A 22,897-nucleotide genomic window follows, 5' to 3' on the forward strand; every position below is an offset into this window, starting at 1 on the left:
ACGACGACGCCCCTGCGACCGACCGTGGTCGCAGGGGCGTCGGGCTGTCGGGGGAGCACCGACCGGCGGAGCGGTGTCGCCGTATCCACGCCGGGGGCCGGCCTCGCCTCTAGCCGTCCGGGGCGATCCCGTTGATCGACTTCCGGATGTCCTCGAGAACCGCTCTCGCGGCGACGGGCCCGGCGCCCTCCCACACGGCCCTGTCCATCACGAACACACGGTTCGCGCCCGCGGCGTCCAGCTCCCTCCACCGATCCGAGGTGAAGACCTCGCGCGCCGCCTCCTCGGACTCCGGCCGACCGCCCACCACCGCAAAGATCACGTCGCCGTCGAGCTCGTCACCCACGGCGGGGGATTCCGGCAGCGGCGGCACCCGCACGCCGGCCCGGGTGCGCTGCGCCGGCGGGCGCCCGGCGTCCACGGCCTCCAACATGAGAGAGCCGAGCGTGTCCGGATCCTGCACACGCGCGCCCTCGCCGGAGCCATCGGCGACCGAGACCAGGGACACCCAGGTGTCCGAGGGTGTCGTCGCGCCCTCGGTGACGCGTGCCCGGTCGATGACATCCAGCAGGAGGTCGCCCCCGGCCCGCGGCCGACCGTAGGCGTCCGCCACGGACTCGGTCGCCTCCGACCAGTCGAGGACGTCGCCCGGGTAGACGACGGTCGGGGCCACGCCGGAGAGGACGTCGACGAGCGCGGGATCGAGGTCCGCCGTCCCCGCCAGCACGATGAGGTCCGGTGCGAGGCCGCGCGAGGAATCGGCGATCCCGGCTGCGTCGGCCCCGCCCCCGAGGTCGAGGGCGGGCAGCGCCAACAGCGGGTCGGGCAGGTAGACGGCGGCGTCGTGGGGCAGCCCGGCGGTGCCGACGACGAGGTCCTGCAGGCCCAGGGCGCAGGCGGTGTCGACGGCCCCCACACCGAGGGCGAGGATGCGTTCCGGCGATCTCGGGACCGCCACACTGTCCGGGCCCGGCCCGGTGGAGTCGACCCTGCGGGTGCCCGCGCCGGGGAACTCGGCGGGCGCCGGCGCGGGCGCGCACGATTCCTCGGGCTCCGCGGAGCGTTGCAGTTCCTCGCCCGCCATCCGCGACGGCGTCGTCGTCACGGGGTACTCGACCATGTCGACGGGGGAGGGGCCGCACGCGGCGAGCGCCAGACCGGCCGCGAGCGGCAGGGCGACCCGGGCGGCACGCCGCGCATACCCCCGCCCGGGGCGTCGGCGGAGGACGGGAACGGTTTCGTTCATGGGACAACAGCCTAGGAGATGGGTCCGCCGCGGACGCTCCCGCCGAGGTCGACGCCCTCCGGCGACGGGCGCTCCGCGCTGCGGCGGGTGACGCCGTTAACGGGGGTGAGCACCGGTGACGAGATCGACGGGTCGGATGGGCGTCGCTCTCAGCCGAGGGTTAGGATTGCGGTCACGCACTATTCCTATGCGTTCGACGTGGGGTCGGTGGTTCGACCCGCGACGTCGGGTGAGGCGTTCAGGAGGACCCTTATGACCGCAGTGGCCCCCAAGCCGGTCCACGAACTCGACCACCCACCGGGTGAACCCACCGGCAACTCCCGGCCGGGCTCGTTCGTGTGGAAGATGCTGACGACGACCGATCACAAGATGCTCGGCATCATGTACATCGTCCTCTGCTTCATCTTCTTCTTCATCGGCGGCCTCATGGCCCTGCTCATCCGGGCGGAGCTCTTCTTCCCGGGCATGCAGTTCCTGTCGAACGAGCAGTTCAACCAGCTGTTCACCATGCACGGCACGGTGATGCTCCTGCTCTACGGCACCCCGATCGTCGTCGGGTTCGCGAACTACATCATGCCGCTGCAGATCGGCGCCCCGGACGTGGCGTTCCCGCGTCTCAACGCGCTCGGCTTCTGGCTGTTCGCCGCCGGCGGCACGATCATGCTGTCGGGCTTCCTGACACCCGGTGGTGCGGCGTCGTTCGGCTGGACGATGTACATGCCGCTCGCGGATAAGATCCACTCGCCCAACGTCGGCGCCGATCTGTGGATCCTGGGCGTGGGCATCGGCGGTATCGGCACCATCCTCGGTGCCGTCAACTTCGTCACCACGATCATCTGTCTCCGTGCCCCGGGCATGACGATGTTCCGTATGCCGATCTTCACGTGGAACATCCTCGTGGCGTCCGTGCTCATCCTGCTCATCTTCCCGCTGCTCACCGCAGCGGCCCTGGGCGTGTTCTACGACCGCACGTTCGGCGGCCGGATCTACGACCCGGCCAACGGCGGCGCGATCCTGTGGCAGCACCTGTTCTGGTTCTTCGGTCACCCCGAGGTGTACGTCCTCGCACTGCCGTTCTTCGGCATCGTGTCCGAGGTCTTCCCGGTGTTCTCCCGTAAGCCGCTGTTCGGCTACGCCGGCCTGGTCTTCGCGACCCTGGCGATCGCCGCGCTGTCGATGGCCGTGTGGGCGCACCACATGTACGTCACCGGCGCGGTGCTGCTGCCGTTCTTCTCCTTCATGACGTTCCTCATCGCCGTTCCGACCGGCGTGAAGTTCTTCAACTGGATCGGCACGATGTGGCGGGGCAAGATCACCTTCGAGACCCCGATGATGTTCGCCCTCGGCTTCATCATCACCTTCCTCTTCGGTGGTCTGACCGGTGTCATGATGGCGTCGGCCCCGATCGACTTCCACATCTCGGACACCTACTTCATCGTCGCGCACTTCCACTACACGCTGTTCGGCACGATCGTGTTCGCGACCTTCGCCGGCGTGTACTTCTGGTTCCCCAAGATGACGGGCCGGATGTACGACGAGCGGCTGGGCAAGCTGCACTTCTGGCTGATCTTCATCGGCTTCCACACCACGTTCCTCGTCCAGCACTGGCTGGGTAACCAGGGCATGCCCCGTCGTTACGCCGACTACCTGGATTCGGACAACTTCACCGTCCTCAACCAGATCTCGACGGTCGGCTCGTTCATCCTCGGCATCGCGATGCTCCCGTTCATCTGGAACGTCATCAAGAGCTGGCGCTACGGCGAGATCGTCACGGTCGACGACCCGTGGGGCGCGGGCAACTCCCTGGAGTGGGCCACCTCGTGCCCGCCGCCGCGCCACAACTTCGTGACGCTGCCCCGCATCCGCTCCGAGCGCCCCGCGTTCGAGCTGCACTACCCGCATATGAGCGAGCGCATGCGTGCCGAGGCGCACGTCGGCGGTCGGAAGAAGTCCCAGGATCCGGATGCCGTCAAGGACGTCGCGGAGCGCGGGACCTCTCCGCAGCAGGGCTGACCACCCGCCCGTACTCACCCACGGGCACAGGTCCCGGGAACCCCGTCGGCTGGCTCGTCCACCGGCGGGGTTCCCGTTTGTCAGCCCGCCCCACCCCAGCACCGCCCACCACGATCACCCGTCAGGAGCACTTGTGAGCACCTCCGGCACCCCGGCCCTCCTCACCGTCACCGGGCCCGACCGGCCCGGGGTCACCGCGCGGGTCATGTCCGTCCTCGCCTCCCACGACGCCGACCTCGTCGACGTCGAGCAGGTCGTCGTCAACGGCCACCTCTCGCTCGGCCTCATGGTCCGGGTCGACCGTGACGCCGACGTCGTCGCGGTGGTCCGCGAACTCACCGAGCAGATCCACGAACTCGGGATGCACCTCGAGGTCCAGTTCGACGACATCGCGCCCGCGGCCCCACCGTCCACCCACGCCGTCGTGATCCTCGGGAGCCCGGTGACGGCGTCGGCCTTCTCGGCCGTCGCGGGGGCGCTCGCCTCGATCGGCGCGAACATCGACTGGATCCGCGGGATCGCCGACTATCCCGTGACCGGGATCGAGCTCCACGTGTCCACGGCGCGGCGCGACGCGGCCGACGACGCGCGGCTCCGCGAGGCCCTCGCCCCGCTGTCCGACGCCCACGGGGTCGACATCTCGGTCGACGGCGCGGGACTGGGGCGGCGGTCCAAGCGTCTCGTCGTCTTCGACGTCGACTCCACGCTCGTGCAGGGCGAGGTCATCGAGATGCTCGCCGCCCACGCCGGCAAGGAGGAGGAGGTCCGCGCGGTCACCGAGCGCGCCATGCGCGGTGAACTCGACTTCGCGCAGTCCCTCCACGAGCGGGTGGCCACCCTCGCCGGCCTGCCGGCCTCGGTCCTCGACGAGGTCGCCGCGAACATCGTCCTCACGCCCGGCGCCCGCACCACCATCCGCACCCTCAAGCGACTGGGCATCCGGTGCGGAGTGGTCTCCGGGGGCTTCATCCAGGTCATCGCGGGTCTCGTCGAGGAACTCGGCCTCGACTTCGCCAAGGCCAACACGCTGGAGATCGTCGACGGGAAGCTCACCGGGCGGGTGGTCGGGGAGGTCGTCGACCGTGAAGCGAAGGCGGAGTACCTCCGGGAGTTCGCCGACGAGCTCGGGATCGCGCTGAGCCAGACCGTCGCCGTCGGGGACGGTGCGAACGACATCGACATGCTCACCACGGCGGGCCTGGGTATTGCGTTCTGCGCCAAGCCGGCGCTGCGGGAGGTCGCGGACGCCTCGCTGTCGAAGCCGTTCCTCGACACCGTTCTGTTCGTGCTCGGCATCACCCGCGACGAGATCGAGGCCGCGGACACGGCGGCGGGGACCTATCGCCGCGTCCCACTCACGTGACGGACGGCCCCGGAGCCGCAGCCGGCGAAGGGGGCCGCGCGGCGTCCGGGTCCGCGCTCGACTGGTGCCACTCCCGGCTGCGGGCCGGGTCGCGTGGTGCCGAGGACCCGGAGGACCGGTCGACGGTGCGGGCGATGCCGATCGTGCTCCACCTGCCCAAGAACGAGCCCCCGCGCCGCACATCCCTGCTGGAGGCGGTGGCCGGGGCCGTCGCGGCGGTCTGTCTGGACGAGCGTGTCGCCCCGGGTGGGCCGTGGCACGAGGCCTACGCCGACTGGCTCGACGCCCGGATGCGCAAGATCGCCCGCCGGGCGCGCGGCGCCCAGTGGCGGGCCGCGCTCGAGGTGCCGGGGATCACCCGTGAGGTCGACGGGTGCGCGGCGCGGGCGTTCGTGCCCGGCCCGGTCGACGAGGTGGACCCGCGGCTGGGGAAGCTGCAGATCGGCGGCACGGACCTGGCGCGCGACGAGCCGCCGGAACCGGAGCCGGGGGCGCCGGTGGTGTGGATCGACCGCGCCCTCGAGATGTCGGTCGGCAAGGCCGCGGCGCAGGTGGGCCACGGGGTCATGCTGCTCATCGCCGAGATGTCGCGCGGCCGACTCGAGCGCTGGATCGCCGACGGGTGCCCGATCGCGGTCCGCGAGGCCGATCACCTCCGTTGGCGGGCGTTGTCCGAGGCGGTCGCCGCGGGTACGCCGGGTGTCGCCGCAGTGGTCGACGCGGGGTACACGGAGGTGGCTCCGGGGTCACTGACCGTCATCGCCGCCGACGGCCGGCCCGCACCCGCCTAGACGGGCGCCGGTCGTCTCGCGTGGACGAGGTGCCCGAGGGGATCGTCCCTCAGGAGTTCGACGGGCACCCCGGTCTCCCGGCTCAGCGCCCGCAGCAGGCTCCCGCGACCCGAGTACCCGGCGGCGCGGGCTGCGCCCTCGGCGCTCGAGCCGCCCCGTAGGGAACGGATGGCACGGTTGAGCCGTCGGCGGGTGCGCCAGCGGTGGAACGACAGACCGGTCTCCGCCAGGAAGAGACGCTGAACCTGCCGCGTGCTGATCCCGGCACCGGCGCACAGGGAGGCCAGGGTGTCGGCCGTTCCGGTGGCCGCGGCAGCGATCTGCCGGGCCGTGGGGTGGACGGGAAGCGGCGCGGCGAACTCGTCGGTGTGCAGGTGGGCGAGGATCTCCTCGAGGCCGTCGGTGAACGGCGCGACCTGCTCATCGGTGTACGGCTGGGCCGCGAGTCGGGCCAGCATGAGATGCGTGATCTCCGGGACCACCCCGAGCCTGCGGACCCGCTCCACCGGGCTGGCGCGGTGGGAGAGGAAGGGGCCGAGCGCGATCGAGTGCTCGTCCAGCTCGAGTGAGTGCGGCACCAGCGGGGCCAGGAGGACCGACGTGCGCGGCTCGAGGGTGATCGACTCGCCGTCGACGCGGAGGTGACCGCGGCCCATCACCATGTGGACGAGATGGGGGACCTCGTGGACGTGCTCGGGGTGACCGACGAAGCGGACACGGTTCTCGGGGACGGCATCGGCGAGCTCGCGGCGAAATCCCATCGGGCTCCTCGGAGGCGGCCGCGGGACGAGAGCCCGGGCAGGAGAACATGTCGCATCCGGATCATAGCCGTGTCGCGTCCGGCGAGCCCTCGCCCGCGCCCTGCCTCTACCCTTCATCGAGTGCCTGGTGGTTAGGCTCACCTCACTGACTCGAAGCCGGAGGACCGATGATCCGTACGACCCCTGCTGGGCGACCTCGTGGGGCGGGCCGCCGATGAGCCGGCCCGACCTCCTCATCCACCCGTTGGTGGTCCGCACCGCCGTGGTGACGGACGTGCAGACCCTGCCGGGGCGCGTCCGTCGGGTCCGTCTGGGGGGCGAGCAGTTGCGGCCGTTCACGCGCGACGGCCTGGAGCACCCGGGTTTCGCGGCGCCGGGTTTCGACGACCACGTCAAGATCATCCTCGCCGCGGACGGTGACGTCGCGGCGGCGTTGCCGCGCCAGCATCCCGACGGGATCGAGTGGACGCCGTCGGAGCATCGTCTGACCCGGGACTACACCCCGCATGACGTGGACCCGGTGACCGGTGCGTTCTCGATCGACTTCGTGCTCCACGGGGACGGGCCGGCCGCCCGCTGGGCGACCGCGGCGGAGCCGGGGGACACGTTGAGCTTCGCCGGGCCGAAGTCCTCGATGGTCCTCCCGGACGACGTGACCGCGATCGTGCTCCTGGGGGACGACACGGCGATCCCCGCGATCCGGAGGTTCCTCACCGAGGTCACCGTGCCGGTGCCGGTGCACGTCGCCGTGGTGGTCGGCGATGACGCGCCCCGTGACCTGCCCGCCGGGTCCGCGACGAGTGTCACGCTCGAGCGGCCGGGGGTGGCCGGGGCGGACACCTACGCGGCACTGTTCGACCGGATCAGCGCGGCGGAGGACCTGGGTGACCGCCCGTTCGTGTGGGCCGCCGGGGAATCCCGGGCGCTCCTCGCCCTGCGTCGACGGATCGGCCCCACGGTGGGGCGTGGGCACCGGAGCATCACGGGGTACTGGCACACGGACGAGGACGCCGCGGGGTCCCCGGGTCCCGCGCTGCCCGGCCTCCCGGTCGGGTGGTTCATGGTCCGGGCGGCGCTGGAGCTGGGCCTGTTCGAGGCGGTACGCGGGGGTGCACTGTCGGCCGCGGAGCTGGGGGAGCGGATCGGCGCCGTGGGGGAGCTCGGGCCGCTTCTGGGCGGACTGGCCTCCCTCGCCCTGCTCGAGCCCGGGTCCGACGGGCGGTGGGCGCTCTCGGGTGCCGCGGAGGACCTGCTCGACGACCCGCACGCGAGGGAGGAGTTCGCCGGACCCGAGGCCGACCGCGCGCTCGCCCTGCAGCACCTCGGTCGGTCTCTGCGTTCGGGCACGCCGGCGTGGGAGATCGCGCACGGGGAGGCGTTCTCGGACTCACTGCGCAGGGATCCCGAGCTCGCGGACCATCTCGCCCATGAGTCCGGGTCGCTGGTGTACCTGCAGCACGGTCTCGTGCGTGTCCTGCGGTCCCTCGGGACCGGGGACGTCGTGGTCGTGGGGCCGGGGGCGCGTCTGGTCGAGGACCTCGCCCGCCGACACGGGCTCACGACGGTGCGTGCCGGGTCGGTGGGGGACGGTGCCGGGGGCGGCGGGGGCCGGGCGACGGTCGCCGTGTCGGCAATGCTGCTCGGGCATCTCGATGACGACGCGGCGTGTGCCCATCTCCGTGGCCTGGCGGACCTGGCCCCGCGGCTGGTCGTGATCGACGCGAGCGCTCCCGACGGGCTCTCCCCGGCCGCGGCGGAAGAGACCGTCCTGCAGTTCGCGGTCACGGCGGCCGCACCGCGGTCGCCGGAGCGCGTGGCCGAGCTGGCGGCGGCGGGTGGGTGGACGAGCATCTCGCACCGCGGCATCGGCTGGGGGGTCGTCGCGGCCGAGTTCGCACTCGCGGCCGGGCCCGGCCCGGCCACCTGACGTGCGTCAGGCGTTACGCAGGCGCTCCAGCGCGCCGATCACGACGTCGCGGTCGGTGGTCTGCCAGAACGGCGGCAGCGAGGCGCGTAGGTAGCCGCCGTACCGCGCGGTCACCAGGCGGGAGTCGAGCACGGCGACCACGCCGCGGTCCTCGGTGCGCCGGAGCAGGCGGCCGACGCCCTGGGCGAGCAGGAGGGCGGCGTGGTTACCGGCGACGGCGAGGAATCCGTTACCCCCGCGGGCCCCGACCGCACGCTGTCGCGCGGAGAGCAGGGGGTCGTCGGGCCGGGGGAACGGGATGCGGTCTATCACGACCAGGGACAGGGACCGCCCGGGGACGTCGACGCCCTGCCACAGCGAGAGCGTGCCGACGAGGGTGGTCTCCTCGTCGGCGGCGAACTGCGCGACGAGGTTGGCGGTGGAGTCCTCGCCCTGACACAACACCGGGGTGTCCAGCCGCTCGCGCAGCAGTTCGGCCGCCGCTTTCGCGGCGCGCATCGACGAGAAGAGGCCGAGCGTGCGCCCGCCGGCAGCGGTGATGAGGTCCACGAGTTCGTCCTCGGCGGCCGGGGAGGTGCCGTCGCGGCCGGGCGCGGGCAGGTGGGCGGCCACGTAGAGAATGCCGTTGCGGCGGTAGTCGAACGGGGAGCCCGCGTCGAGACCGGTCCAGCGCAGGGCACTCGCGTCGTCGTCGGACGGCGGCTCGAGCGCGACCGCGCTCGTCGTGTCCGGGCGGGCGGAGGACGCGGGCGGCAGACCCCAGGTGGCCGCGAGGCCGTCGAACTTCCCACCGGTGGTGAGGGTGGCCGAGGTGAGGATGACGGTCGACTCGGCGAACAGGCGCGTGCGCAGCAGCCCCGCGACGGACAGGGGCGCGACCCGCAGGATCCGGCCGCGTCGCTCCTCGACACTCATCCACACGATCTCGAGACGTTCCGTGACCGGCTTCTCGTAGGAGGAGAGCATGCGGTCGGCGGCGTCGGCGATCTCGTCGAGCGCGGCGAGGGTCTTCTGCCGGTCGGAGGCGCTCTGCGGGTCGTTGGCGGCCTCGCCGGGCTTGGGTCCGGGCACCGCGCTCCGGCAGTTCTCGGCGGTGTGGCGCACGGCGGCCAGGGCGAGGTCGGCGCCCTCGGGTAGGAGGTCCCACCGCCCCTCCGGGCAGATCTCGAGCAGGGTGGCCAGGCCCTCCCCGGCGGCGACCATGCGGTCCGCGGTCTGCTGGTCGACGAGCTTGGCCGCCCGGCGGGCGGCCTGGATGACGGCGGCCCCGGTGAGTTCGGCGGTGGTCACGCCCGTGACCCTGTCGGACAGTTCGTGGGCCTCGTCGATCACCACGGCGTCGTGCTCGGGCAACACCGAGACATCGGTCATCGCGTCGATCGCGAGCAGGGCGTGGTTGGTCACCACGACGTCGGCCTGGCCGGCCTTCTGGCGGGCCAGTTCCGCGAAGCACTCTGTGAACTCGGGGCACACCTGTCCCAGGCATTCCCGGCTGGTGACGGACACCTGACGCCAGGCCGCGTCGGACACACCGCGGGGCAGGTCGTCGCGGTCGCCGGTGTCGGTCTCCTGGGCCCAGTCGTGCAGTCGCGCGATCTCCCGTCCCAGCCAGGAGCTGGGGCCGGTGTCGCGGGTGGAGGCCTGGCGGGGCGGGCGCGCGGCGGTCGACTCACCGCCGAGGGGGAGGTCGAAGAGCTCCTCGGTCTCGATCTCCTCGGGGTCGGCCTCGTCGACCGGCCCGGTGCTCACCCGGTGCAGGCACAGGTAGTTGCCGCGCCCCTTGAGGATCGCGTGGGACGGGCTCACGCCGAGTTCGGGGCGCAGCGCGGCGGCCAGGCGGGGCAGGTCCCGGTCCACCAACTGGTTCTGCAGCGCGATGGTCGCCGTGGACACCACCACCGTGCCGCCCGTGGCGACGGCGTGGCGCAGGGAGGGCACCAGGTAGGCGAGGGACTTGCCGGTGCCGGTGCCGGCCTGCACGGCGAGGTGCTCGCCGGTGGCCAGGGCGTTGCCGACGGCCTCGGCCATGGCGACCTGGCCCGACCGCTCGCTGCCGCCCAGGCTCTCGACCGCGGTGGCGAGCAGCTCGGAGACGGAGGGGAGCGAGTCGGTCACGCGGATACCCTAGCGGCCCGCCCGGACACCGGACCCGCCCACCGGACCGGGCGGGGGGGGGGGCGGCGGCGGGGGCGACCCGCGGGAGGGGCCGGGTCAGCGCGCGGCCGGGGGCACGACGCGCACGGGGATCGCCGGGTCGCCCTCGCTGAGGGCGAGCCCCTCCCAGGGCAGCGAGACCATGACCGAGGCGTGGTGGGCGCGGGACTGCTCCAGGGTCGGCAGGTCCGGCACGGTCTCACCGCCCCGGACCAGTGGGACCATGAGTTCGCGCATCTCCAGTCCGTTCTCGTCCGGCGCCTCGGCGGACCACGGCAGCAGGACCTCCTCGACGGCGGTCCCGGTACGGCGGTGGAGGCGGATCGCGCGCTTGGCGCCGGGCAGCGATTCCTTGTGGGCGGAACGCTTGGCCACGGGGATGCCGTCGACCTCGACGAGCTTGTAGACCATGCCCGCGGTGGGGGCGCCGGAGCCGGTGACGAGCCGGGTGCCGACCCCGTACACGTCGACGGGTTCGGCGCGCAGCGCGGCGATCGCGTACTCGTCGAGGTCGCCGGAGACGACGATGCGGGTGTTGTAGGCCCCGAGGGAGTCGAGCTGGTCGCGGACCTGGCGGGCGAGCACACCCAGGTCACCCGAGTCGATGCGGACGCCGCCCAGGTCCGGGCCGGCCACCTCGACCGCGGTCTGCACGCCGGCGGTGATGTCGTAGGTGTCCACCAGCAGGGTGGTGCCCACGCCGAGGGACCGCACCTGGGAGCGGAACGCGGCGGCCTCGTCCGGCCCCTCCGGTCCGGTGTGCAGCAGGGTGAACGCGTGGGCCGAGGTGCCGGCCGAGGGCACCCCGTGGCGGCGGGTCGCCTCGACGTTGGAGGTGGCGTCGAAGCCGGTGAGGTAGGCGGCGCGGGCCGCGGCGACCGCGGCCTCCTCGTGGGTGCGCCGCGAGCCCATCTCGATGATGGGGCGACCGTCGGCGGCCCAGTTCATCCGCGCGGCGGCCGAGGCGATGGCGCTGTCGTGGTTGAGGACCGACAGGACGAGGGTCTCCAGCAGGACGCATTCGGCGAAGCCACCGCGGATGCCGAGGACGGGGGAGCCGGGGAAGAACAGCTCGCCCTCGGGGTAGCCGTCGACGTCGCCGGTGAAGCGGAAGTCGCGCAGCCAGGCGAGGGTCCGCTCGTCGAGCGAGTCCGCCAGCGCGTCGATCTCCTCGTCGCGGAACCGGAAGTCGGCGAGCCGTTCGATGAGTCGCCCGGTGCCGGCGACGACCCCGTACCGGCGGCCCGCGGGCAGACGGCGGGCGAACACCTCGAACACGCACGGCCGGTCGGCGGTGCCGTCGGCGAGCGCCGCCTGGATCATGGTGAGCTCGTATTTGTCCGTGAGCAGGGCGGTGGACGGTCGCCCGGCGTCGGGCGTGACTGGGGGAGTGGTCGTCGAGGTCACGGGCCCGACTCTACGGCGTGGCCGACCCGGCGCGAATCCGTATCCTGGGAGGCATGCACCCTGTGACGACACCGCTTGCGGCCGTCCGGTGGCTCGCCCCGGTGATGGCGATGCCGTCGGCCGTGCCCGTGGAGTCCACGGACGCGGACCTCGACGGCGGGGTGGACAACCCCTGGTTGACCGTCGTGTGGGACGACCCGGTGAACCTCATGAGCTACGTGACGTTCGTGTTCCAGCGGGTGTTCGGGTACAGCCGGGAGAAGGCCCACGAGTTGATGCTCAAGGTCCACAACGACGGGCGGGCGGTGGTGTCGTCCGGTAGTCGCGACAAGGTGGAGAACGACGTGCGCAAGCTGCAGGAGGCCGGGTTGTGGGCCACCATGCAGCGGGAGGCGTGAGCCGGTGAAGGCCTGGCAGCGCAAGGGGTCCCTGGCCGGGCCGCGCATCAGGTCGGTCATGGAGAGCCACGAGGTGCAGATCCTGCACGCGCTCGTGTCGAACATCGTGGACATGCTCGAGCAGCGTCGCGACTCGGCGCCGCGGGACGAGCTGGCGGAACTCACCGGCATGCGCAGCGGACACTCCGAGCTCCCGGCCGAGGCGCCTCTGGCGCGGCTGCTGCCGGACTTCCACCGGCCGGAGACGGCCGATCGCCCGGACGGGTCGGACGCGGACCGGGCGGCGGTCGCGCGCGCCCACAGCGCGGGCATGCGGATGCTCCACGAGCCGGCGATCATCGACGCCAAGCTCGACTGCGCGGGCGTGGTGCTGCGTTCGTTGCCGTCGCGCGGCGGGACGGTGTCGCTCACCCTCGACCAGGCGGGCGCGTGGATGCGCTGCCTCAACGACGTGCGGCTGGGACTGGGGGCCGTGTTGCTCGAGGCGGGGTCGACGAACGGCGAGCCCGCCACCGACATCCCCGAGTACGTGCCGGACGACGACCCCCGCTCGGCCCAGCTGGACGTGTACCACTGGCTGACCTTCATGCAGGACTCCCTGTGCAGCGCCCTGGACGGGCAGTGAGACGGGCTGTGAGACGGGCAGTGAGGAGAACATCGTGAACCGTGACCCGAGATCGCCCTGGCCGGGCACCGGCGCGTCCCGGCCGGCGGACCCGGGCCCGCGGCGCTGGCCGGCCCTCGTCCTGCTCTGGTCGTTCGTCGCCCTGATGTGGGTTGTCGAGGCCGCGGACCGCGTCCTGGTGGCGACGGTGGGGCCGCGGCAGACGTTGGACGACTACGGCGTGCAGCCCCTGTCGACCGACGGGCTGCTCGGCATCGTGTTCCAGCCGCTGCTGCACGGCGACTGGGCGCACCTCATCGGCAACTCCGTCGCGCTGCTCGTCCTGGGCTCGATCATCGCGCTGTCCGGGATCCGGCCGCTGGTCGGCGTCACGCTCGTCTCGTGGCTGGCCTCGGGGATCGTGTCGTGGCTGCTCGGCGGCCCGGGGACCGTGCACATCGGGGCGTCGGGGATCGTGTTCGGTTACATCTTCTACGTCATCGTCCGCGGCTTCTTCTCCCGTCGCGTCCTGCACATCGTGATCGGTCTGGTGATCGGCTTCTACTTCGGCCTCGACGCGTTGGCGGGGCTGTCGCCGATGCTCGACGGCGTGTCGTGGCAGGGGCACCTCGGCGGGGCTATCGGCGGCGTGGCGTCGGCGTACGGCCTCAGGCGCGAGCGCGGATCGCGGCAGCTCGCGGCGGGTCCGGCCGGGGGCCCGGTCGGACCGCGCAGGTGACGGCCCCGGATGCCCGGGCCCCGATCGGTGTGTTCGACTCGGGCGCCGGGGGGTTGACGGTGGCCCGCGCGGTCGTGGACCAGCTGCCGGACGAGTCGGTGGTCTACGTGGGAGACACGGCGAACGGGCCGTACGGCCCGCTCCCGCTGGCGCAGGTCCGCGCGCACGCGCTGGCCGTGGCGGACCAACTCGTCGACCGCGGGGTCAAGGCGTTGGTGATCGCGTGCAACACGGCGTCGGCGGCGATGCTGCGGGACGCGCGGGAGCGGTATCCGGTGCCGGTGGTGGAGGTCATCCAGCCGGCGGCGCGGCGGGCTGTGGCCACGACGCGGTCGGGCCGGATCGGGGTGATCGCGACCCGGGCGACGGTGGCGTCGCGGGCGTACGACGACGCGGTCGCCGCGGCGGCCGGCATCGAGTTGACGTCGGTGGCGTGCCCGAAGTTCGTCGAGTTCGTCGAACGGGGCATCACCAGTGGACGTCAGGTGCTGGGCCTCGCGGAGGCGTACCTGGCGCCGATCCGGGACGCCGATGTCGACACCCTGGTGCTGGGCTGCACGCACTACCCGCTGCTGTCCGGGGTGGTGCAGCTCGCGGCGGGCGATCACGTCACGCTGGTCTCGAGCGCGGAGGAGACGGCCAAGGACGTGCTCCGCGTGCTCACGGCCGGGGATCTGCTCCGGCCGCACGACCCGTCCGATCCGCCCACGCGGGAGTACCTGGTCACCGGAGATCCGGATGCGTTCCGGCGGGTGGCGTCGCGGTTCCTGGGGCCGGGCCTCGTGGCGGTGGGCCGGGCGGGTGCGCGGTGACGGGTCGTGACACGCGTCGCGGAGACCGCGTCGGACACCACGACACGCGGTGCGCCGTGGCACGATGGTGCCCATGTTTCTGACTGTCCTCGGCTGCTCGGGAAGTATCGGCGGGCCCACGTCGCCGGCGTCCGGGTACCTGGTGGAGGTCGACGGTCTGGCGCCCGTGGTGATCGACATGGGGCCCGGGGTGCTCGGCGCGTTGCAGCGGCACGTCGCGCCCGAGGACGCGACGGTGCTGTTGTCGCACCTCCACGCGGACCACTGCCTGGACGTGCCGAGCCTGCTGGTGTTGCGCCGGTTCGGTCCGGGCGCGCGGGGCGCCGGTCGGGTGCCGTTGGTGGGGCCGTCGGGGACGGCGTACCGGATCGGCGTGGCGTCGGCGGAGGAGCCGGGCGCGGTGGACGACCTGTCGGACACGTTCGACGTGTCGACGTGGGATGTCACGCCCGAGGTGGAGATGAGGGGCGACGACGACGAGGTCGCCCTGCGGGTGCGGGCCGAGAGGGTGGAGCATCCTCCCGAGTCGTACGGAATGCGCCTGGAGTGCCGGGACGGGAGGGTGTTGGCCTACAGCGGGGACACCGCCTATTGCGACGCCCTGGTCGAGCTGGCGGTCGGCGCGGACGTCCTGCTCTGCGAGGCGTCGTGGACGCACGAGGAGGGGCGCCCGCCGGGGATCCACATGTCGGGCCGCGAGGCGGGGCTGACCGCTCGGCGGGCCGGGGTGGGGCGGCTGGTGCTCACCCACATCCCGCCGTGGACGGACCACCAGGCGGTGCGGGCGGAGGCGGCCGCCGAGTTCGAGGGCGAGATCCTGCTCGCCGAGCCGGATCTGCGCCTCACCGTCTAGTCGGGCGCCCGCTAGGATCGGCGGTCGTGACCTCTTCGAATCTCAGCAGGGCAGACGGACGCGGCGTCGACGAGCTGCGCGACGTGACCATCACGCGGGGCTTCACCTCGCATCCGGCGGGGTCGGTGCTCGTCACCTTCGGGCAGACCCGCGTCATGTGCACGGCCAGTGTCACCGAGGGGGTGCCGCGCTGGCGCAAGGGGTCGGGCCTGGGCTGGCTGACGGCCGAGTACGCGATGCTCCCGGCGGCGACCCACGAGCGGTCGGGCCGCGAGTCGGTCCGCGGCAAGGTCGGCGGCCGCACGCACGAGATCAGCCGTCTGGTCGGTCGGTCCCTGCGTGCGTGCATCGACCTGTCGGCGCTGGGGGAGAACACCATCGCGTTGGACTGTGACGTCCTGCAGGCCGACGGTGGGACGCGCACGGCCGCGATCACCGGGGCGTATGTCGCGCTGGCGGATGCGATCACGTGGTTGCAGTCCAGCGGCGCCGTCACCGGGAACCCGCTGACCGGGCAGGTGGCCGCGGTGAGCGTGGGTGTGGTGGACGGCCGGGTGCTGTGCGACCTGCCGTACGAGGAGGATTCGCGCGCCGAGGTGGACATGAACGTCGTGTGCACGGACGGCGGGAAGCTCATCGAGGTGCAGGGCACCGCCGAGGGCGCGGCGTTCGGCCGCGACGTGCTGGACGCGATGCTCGACTCGGCGCAGGCCGGGTGCGAGCGGTTGTTCGAGCTGCAGCGCGAGGCGCTCGCGGCGCCGTACCCGGGCGCGCTGCCGAGCCCGCCCGCCGCGCGGAACCGGGCGAAGTAGCCGTGGCCGTCCGACTGCTGGTGGCGAGTCGCAACGCCAAGAAGCTGGCCGAGCTGCGGCGGGTGCTGGAGGCCGAGGGGATCGTCGGGATCGACCCGGTGGGCCTGGACGAGGTGCCGGAGTTCCCGGAGGAGCCGGAAGACGGCGCCACGTTCGCGGAGAACGCCCTGATCAAGGCGCGTTCGGGCGCGGCGGCGACCGGCCTGCCGTGCCTGGCGGACGACTCGGGACTGGCGGTGGACGCGCTCAACGGGATGCCGGGGGTGCTTTCGGCGCGCTGGGCGGGCCGCCACGGCGACGACGCCGCCAACAACGCGCTGCTGCTCGCGCAGCTGTCGGACGTACCGGACGAGCGTCGGGGCGCCGGCTTCGTCTCGGCGTGCGCCCTGGTCGGTCCGGGGGTACCGGGCGGCGAGGTCGTGCAGGAGGGCCGCTGGCCGGGCGTCGTGTTGCGGGAGCCGCGCGGGGAGGGCGGGTTCGGGTACGACCCGCTGTTCCTGCCCGAGGGGTCCGGGCGGTCGGCGGCCGAGCTCAGCCCGCAGGAGAAGGACGCCGCGTCGCACCGCGGCAGGGCGCTGCGGGCGCTGGCACCGGCGCTGCGAGAGCTCGCCGCGCGCGCCTGACGGCACCCCGGGTCACGCCGGCGGTGGCACCTCCGCGGCGGTCAGATCGCGTACTCGGCGTGCACGTCGCGGGTCCGCTTGTGCTCGAACCAGAACGACAGGAACGGGATCGTGCCCGCCAGCGCCGTGAGCAGCGTGCGCGACGCGGGCCAGCGGGCCTTGATGGCCAGGTCCAGCGTCATGAACAGGTACAGGATGTAGAACACGCCGTGCGCCTGGCCGATGTAGGTGAACCAGTCGGGGGCGTCCGAGGAGTTCTCCAGGACGAGGTACTTGTAGATCATCTCCACGGTGAGCACCAGCAGCCACACACCGGTGATCCAGGCGAGGACGCGGTAGCGCTTGAGCGCCCCGGCGACCTTCCCGCCCGGATCCGGCCTGCGGTCGTCGGTCAACGGCGTGGTGGTTGCGGTCATGAAGCGGATCTCTCCCGGTGGTTGCCGCCGGCCGCCCGATCCTTCCGGGCCAGCTCGGCGAGATAGGCGTTGTACGCGTCCAGGCCCTCGTCACGGGCCCCCTCGTCCGCGGCGGGGCGACGAGTCGGCAGCAGGTCGGCGGGGATCTCCGTCATGACGCCGAAGCGGTCCCGGCCCGTTCCGCCCCGCCCGGCGACCTGCGGGGCGGCGGCGCGGGGGTCGAGCTCGTCGTCGTCGTCATCGCCGCCGTCGTCATCACGGTCGGCGGCGCCGGGCGCCCCCGCGGCACCGGCCGACGCCGAGGCCCACTCGTCCTCCGCGGCCTCCATCCGCACGTACTTGAGGTACGCGTAGATGAGGAAGCCCCCGAGGAACGGCCACATGAACGTGTAGCCGAGGTTCTGGACCGTGCCGCTGGCCTCCTGGTAACGCGCCAACTGCCACAGGCCCATGCCGACGCAGACGATCGCGCCCAGCACGACGAACGCGATCCACGCCGGGCGGTGCTTGACCCGCGTCGGCGTCGACGCCGGATCCGCGGACGCGAGATCGCCTCCGGCCGCGCGGGGACTCGAGGTGTCGGACACGCCTCCACGGTACCGCTGACCACGCGGTAAGCTCATCTCGCCCGGTACCCCCGGGTGATGCGCCCGTGGCGGAATTGGCAGACGCGCTGGATTTAGGTTCCAGTGTCTACGGACGTGGGAGTTCAAGTCTCCCCGGGCGCACCGTCAGAGAGCGAGCGCCGCCAGCACGTCCCGGGCGATCTCGTCCGCCGGCCGCGAGATCGGGCAGATCATCCCGAGCTCGTCGGCCCCGAGCGGCTCCAGAGTGTGGATCTGCGACCCCAGGATCCGCGCCGACGCGAAATGCCCGCGCCGGGCCGCGAGCCGCGCCGAGATCAGCTCGGCGTCCGTGCCGAGCTCCGCGAAGAACACCGGACGCCCCACCTCGCGGAGCACGTCGCGGTAGGCACGGCGCAGCGCCGAACACGCCACCACGAGCCCTCGGAAGGGACCGGGCGCCCCCGGCCCGCACGAGTGGTCGTGGTCCCCCATCCGGTCCCGGACCGCCGCCAGCCACGGCCACCGGTCCTCGTCGGTCAGGGGCTCACCGGCGGCCAGTTTGCGCCGGTTGGCGGGCGGATGCAGATCGTCCGCGTCCAGGAACGGCGCCCCGGCCCGATCGGCTATCGCCCGGGCGACCGTCGACTTCCCGGCACCGGTCACGCCCATGACGACGATGTGCGGACCGGGGCGGTGCCACCGCCGTCCGGCCGGCGAGCTCCTCGTCGTCGTCACCACGTCCCGGGGGTCAGATGGTGAAGGCCAACGACCCGAGGACCGCCCGGCCCAGCTCCTCGTCCCCGCTGATCTCCACCCCGGCGCCAGGCTCGGCGGTGATCCGGCCGGTCGTCGCGCGCACGAAGGTGACGGTGTCGAAGACCAGCTCGACGGTGGGTCGCACCGACTCGTCCACGTCCGCGAGCGACGCCCGACCGTCGACCACGACGTCGGTGACCAGCGGCAGATCGGCGTCCCCGTCACCCACGACGCGGAACCGGACACGTGAGCCGTCCGGCGCGGCCGCCTTCTTGCCGACGACGCGGGGGAGCGCGCCCAGGATCTCACCGACCGCGAACCGGCCGATGTCCCCGCCCAGCTGATGCCGCATGCCGATCGCCTGCCGGACATCGTCCTCGTGCACCCAGCAGTCGAAGACCCGCACACCCATGAACCGCCGGTAGGGGACGTTCCCGACGGGGGAGCCGGTCTCCGCCTCCAGATCCGCGGCCGACATCTCCGCCAGCTGCCCCGTGCGCTCGGCGACGACCTCGCGGAAGTCCGCGAAGACGTCCTCCACCGCCAGCGAGCGGGCCTCCTGCACGAACTTCTCGTTGAGCTCCCCGATGGGGTTCCGGACGTACTCGCGCGCCGACGGCGGTAACTCGACGTCCGGCACCGGCTCGCCCGCGAGCATGTGCTCGGTCCCCGCGACATGCGCCACCACGTCCCGGACGCTCCACCCGGGCAGGGCCGTCGGCGCCGTCCAGTCGTCCTTCTTCAGCCCGGCGAGCACCTCGTCGAGGCGCTTCCACTGCTGGATGAGGTGCCGTACCTCGACGGGGGCCGTATCGCTCGACTCGGTGACCATGGGGCCGAGGCTACTGCCCCGACGCCCGCCCGACCGCCGATCGCGCGGGTAGCGTCGGGCTCGACGCCGCGACGTGCCCGGCCGGAACCGGTCGGGCGACGACCCACCGGGAGGCCCACCGCATGCCGACCACCAGACCCTCGGCGACCGCCCGCCCCACCCTCGCGATCCTGGGGGCCGGCGGCGACCTCACCGAACGCCTCCTGCTGCCCGGCCTGGGCTCGCTCCTGGCGCGCGACCCGGGCCGCGACGTCAGCGTCGTGGGTTCCGGCCGGTCCGGTAGGGGCCCGGGCGAGTGGCGCGACCTCGTGCACACGGCGCTCCGGGCCGGACGCCTGGACGAGGAGCGGGCCGGGCGGATCGCCGCGGAGTCCCGCTTCGAGACCCTCGACGTGACCGACGCCGACGCGCTCGCCGCGTTCATCGACGGCCTCGACGGCCCCGTGGTCCTGCACTTCGCCCTGCCGCCGGCGATCACCGCCACCGCCTGCGAGGGGCTGCGCGGACGGCCCCTGCGCGACGACGTGCGGTTCGCCCTGGAGAAGCCCTTCGGCAGCGACCCGGGGTCGGCGCGCGACCTCAACACCGCACTCACCGGCCTCGTGGGCGAGGACCGCATCCACCGCGTCGACCACTTCCTCGGCGAGGCGGCCGTGCTGGACCTCCTCGGGATCCGGTTCGCCAACCGCATCACCGAACCCGTGTGGTCCGCCGAGCACATCGAACGCATCGACATCGTCGCCGACGAGACACTCGCCCTGGAGGGCCGCGCCGGGTACTACGACTCCGCCGGAGCGCTCGTCGACATGCTGCAGTCCCACCTGCTCATGGTCATGGCACTCACCACCATGGAGACGCCGGGACGGCTCGACGCCACCGGGCTCCACGACCGCATCGCGGCGACCCTGCGCGCGACCCACGTCCGGGAGGGCGACCCGGTCGCCTCGTCCCGGCGCGCCCGCTACACCGCCGGCCGCGTGGGCGGCCGCGACGTGCCGTCCTACGTCGACGAGGACGGGGTGGACGCGGCCCGCGGGACCGAGACGCTCGCCGAGGTCCTGCTGGAGATCCGCGACCCGCGCTGGAGCGGGGTGCCCGTCCGGCTGCGGGCCGGCAAGGCGCTGGCGGACGACGTCATGGGCGTGACCGTGACGTTCCGCCCACCGCGCGAGACGCCGGCGGCGTTCGGCGCGGACGCGCCACCCACCCGCCTCACGATCGGGATCGCCCCGCGCCGGGTGACCCTGGACCTGGCCACCACCGCGCCCGACGCCACCTCCGTCGAGCCCACCCGCCTCGACTCCGCGCCCGGGGACGGCGGACTACTGCCGTACGGGCAGATCCTCGGGCGGATCCTCGACGGAGACCGCCTCCTGACGGTTCGCGGGGACATCGCGGAGGAGTGCTGGCGCATACTCACGCCGGTGATCGAGGCATGGGAGGACGGAGCGGTGCCGATGGACGAGTACGAGGCCGGAACGGACGGGCCGCCCGGGTGGCACCGGGACGAGACCGGGGAGGGGTCATGACCGACTACGGGCATCCGCTCATGTTCGGCAGCTTCCTCACCCCGACAGGCTCCGACCCCGAGCGGCCCATCGCCCTGGCGCAGCTCAGCGAGGCCGCCGGACTCGACCTCGTGACGTTCCAGGACCACCCGTACCAGGCGGCATTCCTCGACACGTGGACCCTGATCAGCTATGTGGCCGCCCGCACCGAGACAGTCCACCTCGCGGGCAACGTCCTCAACCTCCCCCTGCGGCCCCCCGCGGTGCTCGCCCGCTCCGTCGCCAGCCTCGACCTGCTCTCCGGCGGCCGGGTGGAGCTCGGGCTGGGCGCCGGGGCGTTCTGGGACGGCATCGCGGCGATGGGGGGTGACCGTCTCACGCCCGGGCAGGGCGTCACCGCGCTCGAAGAGGGCATCGACATCATCCGGGGCGTGTGGGAGACCACCGAGGAGCGCCCGCTGCGCGTCCACGGCGACCACCACCGGGTCGACGGCGCGCGACGCGGACCCGAACCGGCGCACGACATCGGGATCTGGCTGGGCGCCTACAAACCCCGGATGCTCCGCCTCGTCGGCCGCAAGGCCGACGGGTGGTTGCCGTCGATGTCCTACCTCTCGTCCCTCGCCGACCTCGCCGAGGGAAACGCCCGCGTCGACGACGCCGCGGCCGCCGCCGGGCGATCCCCCCGTGAGATCCGACGCATCCTCAACATCGGCCCCGACCAGACAGCCGAGCAGATCTCCGAGATCGCCCTGCGGTACGGGTTCTCCGGGTTCATCCTCGGCTCGGACGACCCGGGCACGCTCCAGCGCTTCGGCGCCGAGGTCGCACCGGACGTCCGCGAGCGCGTGTCCGCCGAACGAGGCGGGGCGGCCGGGCCCGCCTTCGAGCGCCCCGCCATCACCGTCCGGGGTGTCCGGCGGCTCAGCCGGGCCGACCCCACCGCCGAACTCAGCGACGCCGTCGACCTCACCGCCGTGCCCGAGCGGCTCCGCGACCGCGTGATCACCCCGCGGGACGCCGGATACGCCGACGTCCGCTCCGGCTACATGTACAGCGGGCGACCCGGGGCGGTGATCATGGCCCGAGACGTCGACGACGTCGTGGCGGCGGTCCGCTACGCGGCCGGGCAACCGGCGTCGTTCGCCGTGCGGTCAGGAGGACACGGGATGGGAGTGGAGGTGCACCCCGGCGGCATCCTGCTCGACGTGTCCGGTCTCGACTCCCTCGAGATCACCGGCGGGTCCGCACGCCGGGTCCGGATCGGCACCGGCGCGACCTGGGGCCACGTGGCCGGTGTCCTCGCCGAGCGCGGATGGGCCATGACCACCGGGAACTTCGGCGACACCGGGGTCGGGGGACTCGGGACCTCCGGCGGTCTCGGCTACATGGTGCGCCGGTACGGCATGACCGTCGACCACGTGGTGGCCGCCGAGATCGTGCTGGCCGACGGGTCCGTGCTCCGCGCCGCACCGGACGAGAACCCCGACCTGTTCTGGGCCGTCCGCGGCGGCGCCGGCCACGTCGGCGTGGTCACCGCCCTCGAGCTCGAGGCGATCGACCTGGGCAGCGGGGACATCGTCTACGGCGAGTTCCTCTACGACGTCACCGACACCGCCGCATTCCTCCGGGCCTGGTCGGACGCGATGCGCCACGCGCCCCGGGAGTTGACGACCTTCGTGAACATGCAGCGCGGCCAGGGCGCACAGCCGCCGGTCGCCCGACTCCAGGCGATCTGGGCCGACGACGACGTCGACGCCGCCTCGGCGGGACTCACCCCGTTGCTCGCGCTGGGCCCGGTGCTGCGCCAGCAGGCGCAGGTCGCGCCCTACGCGGCGCTGGTACCGCCCCTCGACCAGCGGCACGTCGGCCAGCAGACCATCCGGATGCGCAACGGGTACGTGCGCCAGATGACGGACGCGACGATCGACGCGCTCGAGGCCCTCCTGTGGGATCCCGCCGTCGCCCGCCTCGAGCTCCGTTCGGTCGGCGGGGCGGTGAACGATGTGGCGGCCGACGCGATGGCGTTCGCCCACCGCGACGCGGAGGTGTTCGTCGCCGCGTGGATGCTGCCGGGCCGGGAGCGGCTCGTCGACGCCGCCTGGGCGGCGATGCGTCCGCACGTCGACGGCCTCTACATCGGGTACACCACCGAGACCGGCCCACAGGTCACCCGCGAGGCGTACCGCTCCAACTTCGAGCGCCTGCGCGAGATCAAGAACCGGTACGACCCCCGCGACCTGTTCCGGAGCCTGTGACCGCGCGCGACCCATGACCGCACGCGACGAGGCCCCGGCCTCCCTGGTGGGGGACCGG

21 protein-coding genes and 1 tRNA gene are annotated in these 22,897 nt (G+C 73.0%); 14 read left to right on the forward strand and 8 right to left on the reverse strand.

What is annotated here, in order from left to right:
- Nucleotides 1-109: 109 nt before the first annotated feature.
- Nucleotides 110-1,246 (reverse strand): ABC transporter substrate-binding protein, encoded by a 1,137-nt coding sequence (locus RWK90_RS11755; RefSeq protein ID WP_314037817.1) that lies wholly within the window; start codon nt 1,244-1,246, stop codon nt 110-112.
- Between the two features lie 252 nt (nt 1,247-1,498).
- Between RWK90_RS11755 and ctaD the strand changes: the two genes are divergently transcribed.
- The 3 genes from ctaD to RWK90_RS11770 all read left to right on the forward strand — a co-directional run bounded on the left by ctaD (nt 1,499) and on the right by RWK90_RS11770 (nt 5,413).
- Nucleotides 1,499-3,259 carry a cytochrome c oxidase subunit I gene (gene ctaD, locus RWK90_RS11760; protein WP_314037818.1) on the forward strand — a complete coding sequence of 587 codons (1,761 nt, stop codon included), beginning with the start codon at nt 1,499-1,501 and terminating at the stop codon, nt 3,257-3,259.
- 133 nt (nt 3,260-3,392) lie between these two features.
- On the forward strand, nt 3,393-4,622 hold the full coding sequence (gene serB, locus RWK90_RS11765) for a phosphoserine phosphatase SerB (protein WP_131884944.1): 1,230 nt from the start codon (nt 3,393-3,395) through the stop codon (nt 4,620-4,622).
- 134 nt (nt 4,623-4,756) lie between these two features.
- Nucleotides 4,757-5,413 carry an aminoacyl-tRNA hydrolase gene (locus RWK90_RS11770; RefSeq protein WP_314037819.1) on the forward strand — a complete coding sequence of 219 codons (657 nt, stop codon included), beginning with the start codon at nt 4,757-4,759 and terminating at the stop codon, nt 5,411-5,413.
- On the opposite strand, the gene RWK90_RS11775 is transcribed toward RWK90_RS11770, so the two are convergent.
- Nucleotides 5,410-6,174, reverse strand: coding sequence for a helix-turn-helix domain-containing protein (locus RWK90_RS11775; protein ID WP_314037820.1), 765 nt, complete (start codon nt 6,172-6,174; stop codon nt 5,410-5,412). The two genes, RWK90_RS11770 and RWK90_RS11775, sit on opposite strands and share 4 nt — an antisense overlap.
- A gap of 214 nt (nt 6,175-6,388) precedes the next feature.
- Here RWK90_RS11775 and RWK90_RS11780 point away from each other — a divergent pair, with 214 nt between their 5' ends.
- A complete protein-coding gene (locus RWK90_RS11780; RefSeq protein WP_314037821.1) occupies nt 6,389-8,101 on the forward strand; it encodes a siderophore-interacting protein in 1,713 nt (570 codons plus the stop codon).
- A gap of 6 nt (nt 8,102-8,107) precedes the next feature.
- On the opposite strand, the gene RWK90_RS11785 is transcribed toward RWK90_RS11780, so the two are convergent.
- Nucleotides 8,108-10,216 (reverse strand): ATP-dependent DNA helicase, encoded by a 2,109-nt coding sequence (locus RWK90_RS11785; RefSeq protein ID WP_314037822.1) that lies wholly within the window; start codon nt 10,214-10,216, stop codon nt 8,108-8,110.
- 96 nt (nt 10,217-10,312) lie between these two features.
- The gene (locus RWK90_RS11790) at nt 10,313-11,662 is read right to left on the reverse strand and encodes a nicotinate phosphoribosyltransferase (protein ID WP_314037823.1); all 1,350 of its coding nucleotides are present in this window, start codon (nt 11,660-11,662) and stop codon (nt 10,313-10,315) included.
- A gap of 53 nt (nt 11,663-11,715) precedes the next feature.
- Between RWK90_RS11790 and clpS the strand changes: the two genes are divergently transcribed.
- The 7 genes from clpS to RWK90_RS11825 all read left to right on the forward strand — a co-directional run bounded on the left by clpS (nt 11,716) and on the right by RWK90_RS11825 (nt 16,503).
- Nucleotides 11,716-12,060, forward strand: coding sequence for an ATP-dependent Clp protease adapter ClpS (gene clpS, locus RWK90_RS11795; protein WP_396230329.1), 345 nt, complete (start codon nt 11,716-11,718; stop codon nt 12,058-12,060).
- A gap of 4 nt (nt 12,061-12,064) precedes the next feature.
- Nucleotides 12,065-12,685: a DUF2017 domain-containing protein gene (locus RWK90_RS11800; RefSeq protein WP_314037824.1), complete on the forward strand. Its 621-nt coding sequence runs from the start codon at nt 12,065-12,067 to the stop codon at nt 12,683-12,685.
- A gap of 34 nt (nt 12,686-12,719) precedes the next feature.
- Nucleotides 12,720-13,403 (forward strand): rhomboid family intramembrane serine protease, encoded by a 684-nt coding sequence (locus RWK90_RS11805; RefSeq protein ID WP_314037825.1) that lies wholly within the window; start codon nt 12,720-12,722, stop codon nt 13,401-13,403.
- Nucleotides 13,400-14,215, forward strand: coding sequence for a glutamate racemase (murI, locus tag RWK90_RS11810; RefSeq protein WP_314037826.1), 816 nt, complete (start codon nt 13,400-13,402; stop codon nt 14,213-14,215). Before RWK90_RS11805 ends, murI begins: the two co-directional genes overlap by 4 nt.
- Before the next feature lie 73 nt (nt 14,216-14,288).
- A complete protein-coding gene (locus tag RWK90_RS11815) occupies nt 14,289-15,068 on the forward strand; it encodes an MBL fold metallo-hydrolase (RefSeq protein WP_314037827.1) in 780 nt (259 codons plus the stop codon).
- Nucleotides 15,069-15,094: 26 nt separating this feature from the next.
- Complete coding sequence (gene rph, locus RWK90_RS11820; protein WP_314037828.1) at nt 15,095-15,880, forward strand: ribonuclease PH; 786 nt, start codon at nt 15,095-15,097, stop codon at nt 15,878-15,880.
- A gap of 2 nt (nt 15,881-15,882) precedes the next feature.
- Nucleotides 15,883-16,503, forward strand: coding sequence for a non-canonical purine NTP pyrophosphatase (locus RWK90_RS11825; protein ID WP_314037829.1), 621 nt, complete (start codon nt 15,883-15,885; stop codon nt 16,501-16,503).
- A gap of 41 nt (nt 16,504-16,544) precedes the next feature.
- Here the strand turns inward: RWK90_RS11825 and RWK90_RS11830 are convergent, their stop codons facing one another.
- Both RWK90_RS11830 and RWK90_RS11835 read right to left on the reverse strand, forming a co-directional pair.
- Nucleotides 16,545-16,919 (reverse strand): DUF3817 domain-containing protein, encoded by a 375-nt coding sequence (locus RWK90_RS11830; RefSeq protein WP_314037830.1) that lies wholly within the window; start codon nt 16,917-16,919, stop codon nt 16,545-16,547.
- Complete coding sequence (locus RWK90_RS11835) at nt 16,916-17,506, reverse strand: hypothetical protein (RefSeq protein ID WP_314037831.1); 591 nt, start codon at nt 17,504-17,506, stop codon at nt 16,916-16,918. The genes RWK90_RS11830 and RWK90_RS11835 overlap by 4 nt, the downstream gene beginning before the upstream one ends.
- A gap of 59 nt (nt 17,507-17,565) precedes the next feature.
- On the opposite strand from RWK90_RS11835, the gene RWK90_RS11840 reads away from it, so the two are divergent.
- Nucleotides 17,566-17,647 (forward strand) — tRNA-Leu (locus RWK90_RS11840).
- Between the two features lie 3 nt (nt 17,648-17,650).
- Here RWK90_RS11840 and RWK90_RS11845 read toward each other — a convergent pair.
- Both RWK90_RS11845 and RWK90_RS11850 read right to left on the reverse strand, forming a co-directional pair.
- Nucleotides 17,651-18,220, reverse strand: coding sequence for a gluconokinase (locus tag RWK90_RS11845; RefSeq protein ID WP_314037832.1), 570 nt, complete (start codon nt 18,218-18,220; stop codon nt 17,651-17,653).
- A 13-nt stretch (nt 18,221-18,233) separates the two neighbouring features.
- Entirely contained in the window at nt 18,234-19,073 is an 840-nt protein-coding gene (locus RWK90_RS11850; protein ID WP_314037833.1) for a maleylpyruvate isomerase family mycothiol-dependent enzyme, read from the reverse strand.
- Nucleotides 19,074-19,195: 122 nt separating this feature from the next.
- Here RWK90_RS11850 and RWK90_RS11855 point away from each other — a divergent pair, with 122 nt between their 5' ends.
- Together RWK90_RS11855 and RWK90_RS11860 are read left to right on the forward strand one after the other, a co-directional pair.
- On the forward strand, nt 19,196-20,602 hold the full coding sequence (locus tag RWK90_RS11855; RefSeq protein ID WP_314037834.1) for a glucose-6-phosphate dehydrogenase: 1,407 nt from the start codon (nt 19,196-19,198) through the stop codon (nt 20,600-20,602).
- Entirely contained in the window at nt 20,599-22,839 is a 2,241-nt protein-coding gene (locus RWK90_RS11860; RefSeq protein WP_314037835.1) for an LLM class flavin-dependent oxidoreductase, read from the forward strand. The genes RWK90_RS11855 and RWK90_RS11860 overlap by 4 nt, the downstream gene beginning before the upstream one ends.
- Nucleotides 22,840-22,897: the final 58 nt, after the last annotated feature.

It is taken from the genome of Dietzia sp. CH92 (genome assembly GCF_032248695.1).
In the GTDB taxonomy this organism is placed as follows: Bacteria; Actinomycetota; Actinomycetes; order Mycobacteriales; family Mycobacteriaceae; genus Dietzia.